The organism is Streptomyces sp. NPDC057307 (assembly GCF_042667665.1).
Classification (GTDB): domain Bacteria; phylum Actinomycetota; class Actinomycetes; order Streptomycetales; family Streptomycetaceae; genus Streptomyces.
The window spans coordinates 1-10183 of record NZ_JBHUZM010000205.1 but is presented as its reverse complement, the minus strand read 5'-3'; the positions used below and the strand labels follow the sequence as shown (position 1 = coordinate 10183).

Annotated in this window: 7 protein-coding genes; 4 read left to right on the top strand and 3 right to left on the bottom strand. The window is 71.4% G+C overall.

Annotated elements, in window-relative coordinates; translation table 11 throughout:
• Window positions 1-40: 40 nt before the first annotated feature.
• Together ACFUN8_RS35415 and ACFUN8_RS35410 are read right to left on the bottom strand one after the other, a co-directional pair.
• Window positions 41-3262 (bottom strand): alpha-L-rhamnosidase, encoded by a 3222-nt coding sequence (locus ACFUN8_RS35415; RefSeq protein WP_383647013.1) that lies wholly within the window; start codon window positions 3260-3262, stop codon window positions 41-43.
• 224 nt (window positions 3263-3486) lie between these two features.
• A complete protein-coding gene (locus ACFUN8_RS35410; protein WP_383647010.1) occupies window positions 3487-4467 on the bottom strand; it encodes a TIGR03557 family F420-dependent LLM class oxidoreductase in 981 nt (326 codons plus the stop codon).
• 325 nt (window positions 4468-4792) lie between these two features.
• On the opposite strand from ACFUN8_RS35410, the gene ACFUN8_RS35405 reads away from it, so the two are divergent.
• The 3 genes from ACFUN8_RS35405 to ACFUN8_RS35395 all read left to right on the top strand — a co-directional run bounded on the left by ACFUN8_RS35405 (window position 4793) and on the right by ACFUN8_RS35395 (window position 8213).
• Window positions 4793-6094 (top strand): PP2C family protein-serine/threonine phosphatase, encoded by a 1302-nt coding sequence (locus ACFUN8_RS35405; RefSeq protein ID WP_383647007.1) that lies wholly within the window; start codon window positions 4793-4795, stop codon window positions 6092-6094.
• A 122-nt stretch (window positions 6095-6216) separates the two neighbouring features.
• Window positions 6217-7767 carry an ATP-binding protein gene (locus tag ACFUN8_RS35400; RefSeq protein ID WP_383647015.1) on the top strand — a complete coding sequence of 517 codons (1551 nt, stop codon included), beginning with the start codon at window positions 6217-6219 and terminating at the stop codon, window positions 7765-7767.
• A complete protein-coding gene (locus tag ACFUN8_RS35395) occupies window positions 7764-8213 on the top strand; it encodes a response regulator (protein WP_383647004.1) in 450 nt (149 codons plus the stop codon). Before ACFUN8_RS35400 ends, ACFUN8_RS35395 begins: the two co-directional genes overlap by 4 nt.
• 127 nt (window positions 8214-8340) lie before the next feature.
• Here ACFUN8_RS35395 and ACFUN8_RS35390 read toward each other — a convergent pair whose 3' ends face one another.
• On the bottom strand, window positions 8341-8856 hold the full coding sequence (locus ACFUN8_RS35390) for a MarR family winged helix-turn-helix transcriptional regulator (protein ID WP_383647002.1): 516 nt from the start codon (window positions 8854-8856) through the stop codon (window positions 8341-8343).
• 116 nt (window positions 8857-8972) lie between these two features.
• Here ACFUN8_RS35390 and ACFUN8_RS35385 point away from each other — a divergent pair, with 116 nt between their 5' ends.
• Entirely contained in the window at window positions 8973-10163 is a 1191-nt protein-coding gene (locus ACFUN8_RS35385; protein WP_383646999.1) for a PP2C family protein-serine/threonine phosphatase, read from the top strand.
• The last annotated feature ends 20 nt before the right edge of the window (window positions 10164-10183 follow it).

Sequence of the window (10183 nt, the reverse complement as noted above, 5' to 3'; positions counted from 1 at the left end):
GGGGTACGGGACGCCTCCCGTACCCGGCCCCCGCCCTCGATCAGGTGGTGAACCGGTGGCGCCCCGACGCCACCGCGTACACCGCGCAACCGTCCTGCATCCGCAGGAACTTCGCGCCCTTGTGCCTGACGTCGCCCGCCTTCCGCGCCGGCACCCACACCTCGGCCGTGGTGTTGGGCGGCACCGAGCACTCCAGCTCGAAGCCGCCCGGCCCCGACTCCCAGCGGGTGGTGATCGGACCGTGGATCGACGCGTACCGGCCCCCGGCCCGCTTCACCTCACCACCGGGCCGCGGCCTGATGACGATCTCCTTGAAACCGGGCCGGCCCGGCGCGATCCCCGCGACGTTCGCGTACATCCACTCGCCGACCGACCCGTAGGCGTAGTGGTTGAAGGAGTTCATCCCGGCGTCCTGGAAACTGCCGTCCGGCCTGATCGAGTCCCAGCGCTCCCACATCGTGGTCGCCCCGTTCTCGATCTGGTACCCCCAGCCGGGGAACGTGCGCCGGTGCAGCAGCCGGTACGCCACATCGGTGTGGCCGGTGTCGGTGAGCACCGGCAGCAGCCGGGGCGTGCCGAGGAAGCCGGTCGACAGATGCCAGTCCTTCGCCTCGATCAGCGCCACCAGCCGGTCGGCGGCGGGCCCGCGGGCCGCCGCCGGCAGCAGATCCATGGACAGGGCGAGTACGTACGCCGTCTGCGTATCACCCTTCACCCGGCCGTCGGCCGTCACGTACGCCGCCCGGAAGGCGTCGCGGACCTGGCCGAACAGCGTCTCGTACGGCGCGGGATCCTTGCCCAGCACCCGGGCCGTCCGCGCGGTGAGATCGGCGACGTGCGCGAAGTAGGCCGTGCCGATGACATCCTTCGGCGTCTCGTCCTCGATGTTGAGCCAGTCGCCGAAACCGTCCGCCGGGCGCAGCAGGTTGTCGCTGTGCGCGCGCAGATAGTCCAGCCACTTCACCATCGAGTCCCACGACGTGTCGAGTATCCGCTCGTCGCCGTACGCCTGGTACAGCGCCCACGGCACCGTGACACCGGCGTCGCCCCACCCGGCCGAGCCGTCGCCGACGCCCGCGATGTCCGGGGCGACATGTGTGAACGAGCCGCCGTCGGTCTGCGCGTCCCGCAGGTCCTGGAGCCACTTGGTGAGGAAGCGGGCGGACTCCATGACGTACGTGGCGGTGGGGGCGAACACGTTGATGTCACCGGTCCAGCCGAGCCGTTCGTCCCGGGCGGGCGTGTCGGTCGGAATGGAGAGGAAGTTGCCGCGCTGGCCCCAACTGATGTTGCTGTGCAGCTGGTTGAGCATGGGGACGTCGGAGTCGAACTCGAAGGTGAACGGCGCCGACGTGTGCATGACGCGGCCGGTGATCGCGCTCGCGCGCGGCGTACCCGGGAAACCGGTGACCTCGACGTAGCGGAAACCGTGGAAGGTGAAGCGCGGTTCGAACGTCTCCTCGCCCCCGCCCTTGAGCGTGTAGGTGTCGGTGGCGCGCGCCGTACGGAGGTTGGTGGTGTAGACGGAGCCGTCCGGGTTCAGCACCTCGGCGTGCCGCAGCGTCACGGTCGTGCCCGCCTTGCCCGACACCCGGAGCCGTACCGAACCGACCATGTTCTGGCCGAGGTCGAAGACGAAGACCCCCGGAGCGACGCGCGTGACCTTCTTGGCGGGCAGCTCCTTGGTGATCCGCACCGGGCCGTCCAGCTCCGCGACGATCTCCGTCGTGATGCCGTCGACCTCCTCGGCCGGGAGCCACCTCGCGTCGTCGAACCCCGGTGCCGTCCAGCCCTTCGTCTCCAGCCGGGCGTCGTACTCCTCGCCCGCCTGCATGTCGGTCGACACGATGGGCCCGGACGCGGCCCGCCAGTCCTTCCCCGACACGACCCGCTCGGTCGTCCCGTCCTGGTACGTGACCTCCAACTGGGCCAGCAGCGCGGGCCGGTCGCCGTAGTGGTGCGGTCCGAACATGCCGAGGTTGCCGCCGTACCAGCCGAGCGCGAGATGCGCGCCGAGCGCGTTGGCGCCGCGCCGGACCAGCGCGGTGACGTCGTACGTCTGGTACTGCACCCGTTGGCGGTAGTCGGTCCAGCCGGGCGCGAACTGCTCCTTGCCGACCCGCTGTCCGTTGATGTGCGCCTCGTAGTGGCCGAGCGCGGTCGTGAGGAGACGGGCGCTCGCGACGGGCTTGTCGGCCAGCCGGAACGCGTGCCGCAGCTGGGTGGCGGGGAAGATGGCGGGCGCGACCGCGCCCCAGGGCCCGGAGCCCCACGCGGGGCCCTTCTTGGCGGCGGGCCAGCCGCTGTCGTCGTAACCGGCCTGCTGCCAGGCGCCGGACGGCTCCTTGTCCGTGCTCTTCCAGGTGTCGTCCGTGTGGACGGTGCTGGTGGTGCCGTCGGCCGAGGTCAGTTCCAGTACGGCGATGAAACCGGTCGGACTCTCGGTGGCGTTGATCGCGGACGCGGCCAGGACGTTGGCGCCGGGGCGAAGGTGGGCCGTGACATCGACGACGGCCGGACGGCGCCAGTTCTCGGCGGGCCCGTCGGGCTCGGTGCGGCTCACCTCGGTGCCGTTCACATACACGGTGTACGCGTCGTCGGCGCCCACCACGAGACGGGCGCCCGTGACTCCCGCCGGGACATCGACGGCGCGGCGGAACCAACGCGTCCCGGCGGGCAGGTTGTTCGCCGGTTCGCCCTCGGGGAACCAGATCCAGGACGAGCCCCGCAGGGTCGGCGCGCCGCTCAGCGCCGCCGGCGCGGCGATCCACCGTGCGGACCAGGCCGCCGTGCTCATCAGCCCGGTCTCCCACCAGGCGCTGTCGCTCCAGCCGGAGACCTCACCGGCGGCGTTCCAGACCCGGACCGACCAGTGATACCGCGTCAGCGGCTTGAGCGCGGGCCCCGCGTACGACACGAGCACCGAGCGGTCCGACTCGACCTTCCCGCTGTCCCACACGTCGGGCTTCGCCAGCTTGTCGGGACTCGACGCGACCCGGACCTGGTACGCGCTCTGCGCCTGGCCCGCCGTGTCGGACAGCAGAGGCCAACTCAGCCTGGGCTTCGGGGTGTCGAGGCCCAACGGATTGCGTACGTACTCGACGGTCGGCGCGCCGACCCGGAGTGCGCCTGCCCGGCCCGGGCCGGCGGCTCCCGCCGCGGCCTGCTCGGCGGCCTGCGCCGACGGCGTGGCGGCCGCGGCGAGGGAGGTGCCCAGTGCGGCTGCGGTGGTGGTGGTGAGCATGCGGCGTCTACTGATCACGTCAACCCCAGAACAATTCGACAGTGAATCGATTCATTGCGTGAAAGTAGGGGCGCGCTCCTGACGCGTCAAGGTGTCGCGCTCACATTGCCTTGCCGGGCAGACGATTTGGGTCCCCCGGCTGAACCCTTTCAGTTCGATCCGGCCTCGGCTCGGGCCTCGGCTCCGGCCTCGGCTCCGGTCACAACTCCGGCCGGAACCCGGGCCGGTACTCCGGCGAGCGCTCAGGCCGGTGGACCCTTCGGGGTGAGCCGCCGCAGCGGCTCGTCGAGTTCGCGCGCGTAGAAGTCGAGGAAGCCGTCCGGGTCCGGCCCCGCGTTCATCAGGACCAGCCGGTCGAAGCCCGCGTCGACATATTCCCGGACGGCCTCGACGTACCGGGCGGGGTCGGGCCCGCAGGCGAACTCCTCCAGCATGTCCTCCTCGCGGACGGTGGCCGTGGCCGCCTCGAAGTTGACCGGGTTGGGCAGCTCGCCCATCACCTTCCAGCCGGTCACCGCCCAGCGCGTGGTGTCCAGCGCGGCCCGCGCCGCCGTGTGCTCGTCGGGCGCCCACGCCACGGACACCTCCGCGTAGCGGGGCCCGTCACCGCCGGCGTCGTGGTAGTGCCGGACGATCTCCGGTTTCGCCTCGGTGGCGAACAGTCCGTCACCCAGCTCGGCGGCGATACGCGCCGACGGCTGCCCGCTCGCCGCCACCGCGATCAGCGGCGGTTCGTCGGGCAGATCGAAGATCCGCGCGTCCTCGACCCGCAGATGCCTGCCCTCGTACGAACGGTAGCCACCGCTCCACAGCAGCCGGATGATGTCCAGGGCCTCCCGCAGCAACTCGTGGCGGGTCCGGACGTCCTGGGGGAAGCCGGGGCCGACGACATGCTCGTTGAGGCGTTCGCCGGACCCGACGCCGAGAACGAAGCGTCCGTCGGAGAGCAGCGCGAGCGTCGCCGCCGCCTGGGCGATGACCGCCGGGTGGTAGCGCACGGTCGGACAGGTCACACCGGTGGCGAGACCGACGCGTTCGGTCTTCGCCGCGATCGCGCCCAGCACGGTCCAGGTGAAGGGGGAATGTCCCTGGTTGTCGAGCCATGGGTGGAAGTGGTCGCTGATCTCGACGAAGTCGAAACCCGCGCGCTCGGCGAGGACCGCCTGCCGGACCAGTTCCGCCGGACCGAACGCCTCGGAGGCCAGTTTGTAACCGATCCGCATGTACGGTCCTCGTCTCTGTCAGGATCACTTCCGGGTACTCCGGGGCAGCCGCTTCGACCGTGCCAGCGCACAGGTACCCGATGTTCCCGGGCGTCTAACGGGGCCCTCGGCCGGCGGGAGGACCACGCGTCCGCCCGGTGGGCGCGGGTCGTGTGAGGGTCGCCCCGACGGCCGCCCCGGTGGTCGTCGGGTGGTCGTCAGGCGGTCGCCTGAGGGTGATCCGGGAAAATGTTGTCATGCGGTAACTGATCGCTTTAGTCTCAACCCGGACGCACCCGGCGGTCCCACGGGCCGTGGCGCCCGTGGCGAGAGGAGAACAAGCGCCATGGGCACCCGCCCGAACACAGCGGTCAAATCCACCTCAGGCAGACCCGGCGCCTCTTCGTCGCCCGGCGTACGGGGACACATCCCGGCGAGCAGGGACACGACGCGGGGGGACGACGCGGCGGACGCCCTGTGGAACGGGCGTCCGCCCACGGTGCTGCTGATCGAGGACGACCCCGGTGACGCCCTCCTGGTCGAGGAACTCGTGGCCGACAGCGAGGTCCCGCTGCGGCTGAGCCTCGCCAGGACGCTGGCCGAGGCGGTCGTCGCGCTGGAGGCGGAGGTGCCGCAGTGCATCCTGCTCGACCTCAATCTGCCGGACGCCCAGGGGCTGGAAGCGCTGGAGCGGGTCCTCGTCCACGCCGGCGGCGCGGCCGTGGTCGTGCTGACCGGGCTCGCCGAGGAGCAGGCAGGTCTCGCGGCCGTCGCGGCCGGGGCCCAGGACTATCTGATCAAGGGGCGGGTGGAGCCCGACCTGTTCCTCCGCGCGATCCGCTACGCGATCCAGCGCAAGCACACCGAGCAGGCGGCGTCCGCCCTCCAGACGAGCCGGCTCCGCGCCCAGGAGAACGCCCGCCTGGAGCGCGGGCTGCTGCCCACCCCGCTGCTCCTCGACTCGACGGTCGCCATATGCGCCCGCTACCAGCCCGGCCGCTCCCAGGCGCTGCTCGGCGGCGACTTCTACGACGTCGTCCAGACACCCGACGGTATGACCCACGCGGTCGTGGGCGACGTCTCCGGGCACGGGCCCGACGAGGCGGCGCTCGGTGTGTGTCTGCGGGTGGCATGGCGCTCCTTCGTCCTGGCGGGCGCCCGGGGCCAGCAACTCCTCGCGCTGCTCGAACAGATTCTCGTCGCCGAACGGTCCGGTCCCGAGATCTTCGCGACCCTCACCTGTCTGACCCGGCTGCCGGCCGAGAACCACATGAAAGTGCAGCGTGCCGGCCACCCCGGGGTGCTGATCCGGTCGCCCGAGGGCGGCGTGCGCCTGGAGGAGGTGCCGGGCGGTCCCGTACTCGGCCTGCTGCCCGGCCGGGCGTCCTGGCCCGTGACCGCCGTCCCCGTCCACCGGCACGGCGCGGTGATGATGTTCACCGACGGGCTCATCGAGGGACGTATCGGCACCGGTTTCGAACGGCTGGGGGAGCACGGGCTCCTGGAACTCGCCCGGCGTCACGCGCACGAAGCGGCCGAGACGTTCGTCGACACGCTGATCCACGCCGCGCAGACCCTCGCCGCGAGCGGCGGTGGCCTGGCCGACGACGTCGCCGTGCTTCACCTCGAATGGAACGGTGCCACCTGATGTCCGACACCACGCGACCCCCCGCCCAGGCGCCGCACCCGCCGTTCGGCCACCGGGTCCGGATACTCCGGCGGCTCACCGTCCAGGGCTGGTTCCTGCTGGCCGTCGCCGCCCTCTGCGCCATGACGCTGGTCGCCGGTGCGGTGGCCGCCGCCACGCTCGCGCGCACCACCGAGACCGGCGACCACCTGATCGACGAGGTGTCCCCGGCCCGTACCCAGGCATTCCGGCTCCAGGCCGCCCTTCTGGACCAGGAGACGGGCGTCCGCGGCTACCAGCTGACCAGGGACGAGGACCTGCTGGAGCCGTACCGGCGCGGCCTCACCGACGAGACGGCGGCGCGCGAACGGCTCGCCGACCTGGTCGACGGACTCGACCGGCCGGTGGCCGACCTGCGGGCGGTCGACCGGGCGGCGCACGACTGGCGCACCGAGTTCGCCGACCCGGCGCTGGCGGGCGGGTCGAGAGACGACGCCCTCTCGGTGACCGAGGCCAAGCAGGCTTTCGACCGGGTCCGCGCGGCGCTCGACGCCCAGCAGGAGCACCTCGGGCAGGAACAGCGCGACGCGCGGGCCGCGTTCGCCGAGGCCCGCACCGACCGCGACCGGGCGCTGATCGCCGCCCTGGTGGCGTTCCTGCTGACCGGGGTGGCGATCACCGTCCTCGTGCACTTCACGGTGGTACGGCCGCTGGACACCGTGCGCACCGCGTCCCGGCGCGTCGCCGACGGGGACTTCGACCACGCGATCCCCGCGCACGGGCCGGCCGATCTGCGGACCCTCGCGGCGGCCGTGGAAGGTATGCGGCTCCGGGTGGTCAGCGAACTCGCCACCTCCCGGAGCGACGAGCGTGAACTCGCCCGGCAGGCCGCCGAGCTGGACGCGAGCGCGGTGGAACTGCGGCGCTCCAACGCCGAGTTGGAGCAGTTCGCGTACGTCGCCTCGCACGACCTCCAGGAGCCGCTGCGCAAGGTCGCCTCGTTCTGTCAGCTGCTGGAGAAGCGGTACGGGGACCAGCTCGACGACCGCGCCACGCAGTACATCGGCTTCGCCGTCGACGGCGCCAAGCGCATGCAGGTCCTGATCAACGACCTGCTCACCTTCTCCCGCGTCGGCCGGGTCCAAGACGCGCAGGAACCGGTCGCCCTCGACGCGGCCCTGGACCGCGCCGTACGCAATCTCTCGGCGACGATCGAGGAGAGCGGCGCCGTCATCGAGCGCCCGGCCGAGCTGCCCGAGGTCGTCGGCGACCCGACGCTGCTCACGATGCTCTGGCAGAACCTCGTCGGGAACGCGGTCAAGTTCCGCCGCCCCGACCGGGATCCGCGTATCGGCATCACCGTCGACCGGGTGGAGGGGGCCGACTCCTGGACGTTCACCGTCACCGACAACGGGATCGGCATCGCCGAGGAGTTCGCCGAGAAGGTCTTCGTCATCTTCCAGCGGCTGCATGCCAGGGACGCGTACGCGGGCACCGGTATCGGTCTGTCGCTGTGCAAGAAGGTCGTCGAACACAGCGGCGGGCACATCTGGATCGACACGACCCACACCGACGGCACACGCATCGCCTTCACCCTCCCCGTAGAACAGCCGCGGCCCGCGGCCGTCGAGCCGCCCTCGCCGGACGTCACCACCGCACCGCCGGTCACCACCACCGAAGGAAGCACCGTATGAGCACCTCGCCCCAGCCTCGGCCCGTCGAAATCCTGCTCGTCGAGGACGACGCCGGCGACGAACTCATGACCCGGGAGGCGTTCGAGGACAACAAGATCGGCAACACCCTGCATGTCGTACGGGACGGTCTGGAGGCCCTGGACTTCCTCTACCAGCGCGAGGAGCACATCGAGGCGCCGCGCCCCGATCTCATCCTGCTCGATCTGAATCTGCCCAAGTACGACGGCCGGCAGGTGCTGGAGAAGATCAAGTCCGATCCGGACCTCAGCTCCATCCCGGTCGTCGTCCTGACCACGTCGGCGGCCGAGGAGGACATTCTCCGCAGCTACAAGCTGCACGCCAACGCGTATGTGACCAAGCCGGTCGACCTCGAACAGTTCATCAAGGCGGTCCAGCAGATCGACGACTTCTTCGTGACCGTGGTCAAGCTGCCGCGCGCGTTCTGAGACGGACTCGCCGCGCTGTTAAACTTCACAACAGAGACTGTTGCCCTACGTAAACATTATTGGCGGGACCCGCACTCCGAACCCCGCACCATCCACCACTCGCACGCGGAAATGGGGCGCGATGACGTCAGGCGCTGTTCGCCGCCGAGCCCCGGTCGTCCGTGGGGCGCGCCTCGGCCGCCGCGTCGAGCCGGGCGGACGCCGCCGCGTGGAACGCGGTCAGCCCCTCCGTGAGCGCGGCCACCGCCGATGCGTCCATGCCGTCGAGTACGGCGCTGACCTCCCGCGCCCGGATCGCCCGGTGCTCGTCCAGCACCTTGCGTCCGCGCGGGCTCAGCCGCAGCTCCACCTCACGACGGCTGGTCGTGCTGGTGCGCCGCTCCACCAGGCCCAGGGCCTCCATCCGGTCGCACAGCCGGCTGACGGACGGGGGGCGGGAGCCGAGTGCCTTGCCCAGCGAGCGCAGGTTCGTCCCGTCGTACTTCTCCAGCACGAGCAGGGCCCTGAGCTGCGAGGGCGACACCGTTCCCGACGGCGCCGCTTCCTGTCCGCGCCCCCACAACACCTCAAGGAGCTCCGAGGCGGCACGAGCGGCCTCGGACGTCTTCTCGCGCGGACGCGGCTGGCCGGTGAGGGGGGACATCCGTCCACTGTGTCACCCGACGGCGACCTCTGTCAGCTCTGCCCCGCCTCCGAGTCCGCCCGCGAGGCGGTCCGTGAGGCCACCCCCGTCCCCCTACCAAGATTGTTTGAGAGACCGTGACGCAACGCGACGACGTACTCGGAAGATCGGTGCGGGCAGCCGCGCCGCACGCGCTCGTGGACAGGGTCCGCGACGCGCTCGCCGCCTCGCACGGCGCCACGCGCGTGCAACTGTTCCTCGCCGACTACGGCGCCACGGTCCTCACCCCGTACGACCCGCTGCCGGGCAAGGAACAGTCGCTCTCCCTGTACAACAGCCCCGAGGGGCGGGCGTTCGGCAGCCAGGAACCGCGTGAGCAGCAGGTCAGACACGGCGACGCCGTGGACCACCATCTGCCGGTGACCGTCCGCGGCGAACGGACCGGCATCCTCTCCGTGCGGCTGCCCGGTGACCGGTCCACCCCGGAGGCCGTGGACGAGCTGGCACATGTCGCCGATCTGCTGGGCCACGAGATCCTGGTCGCCGAACGGGACACCGACGCCTACCAGCGGGCCCGCCGGATCAGCCGGCTCACGCTCGCGGCCGAGATGCAGTGGCAACTGCTTCCCGCACGCGCCTGCACCGCCGAGGAGTTCGCCATCGGCGCCCAGCTGGAACCGGCCTACGCCATTCACGGGGACAACTTCGACTGGGCCGCCGACGCGGACGAGCTGACCGTCGCCGTCACCAACGGCATGGGCGAAGGCATCCAGGCGTCCCTGCTCAGCAACCTCGCCGTCAACGCCCTGCGCAACGCGCGCCGCTCCGGCCTCGACATCGCCGGCCAGGCGGCCCTCGCCGACCAGGCGCTCTACGAGCAGCACCGGGGCGCGTCGCACGTGTCGACTCTGCTGATGCGTTTCGACCTGGCGACGGGCCGCGTGGAGGTCGTGGACGCGGGCTCGCCGCAGCTGTGGCGAAGACGCGGCCGTACGGTCGAACGCATCCCTCTCGAAGCGCAGCTGCCGCTCGGCATGTTCGAGGAGTCCCACTACGAGGCGCAGGAGTTCCACCTGCTGCCGGGCGACCGGCTGCTCATGGTGAGCGACGGGGTGTACGACGCGCTCTCGCCGGACGGTGAGCAGTACGGCAAGCAGGCGCTGGCCCGCGCGATCAACTCCACCAGTCTGCTTCCGGCGGCGTCGGCGCCGCGCGCCCTGCTGCGCGCGCTGGCCGAGTTCCGCAAGGCGGACACGACGGACGACGCGCTCGTGCTCTGCCTCGACTGGTCGGGCAGGCCGGACGCCGAGCCGCCGGCGCTGAGCTGAGCGCAGCCGAACGAGGGGGG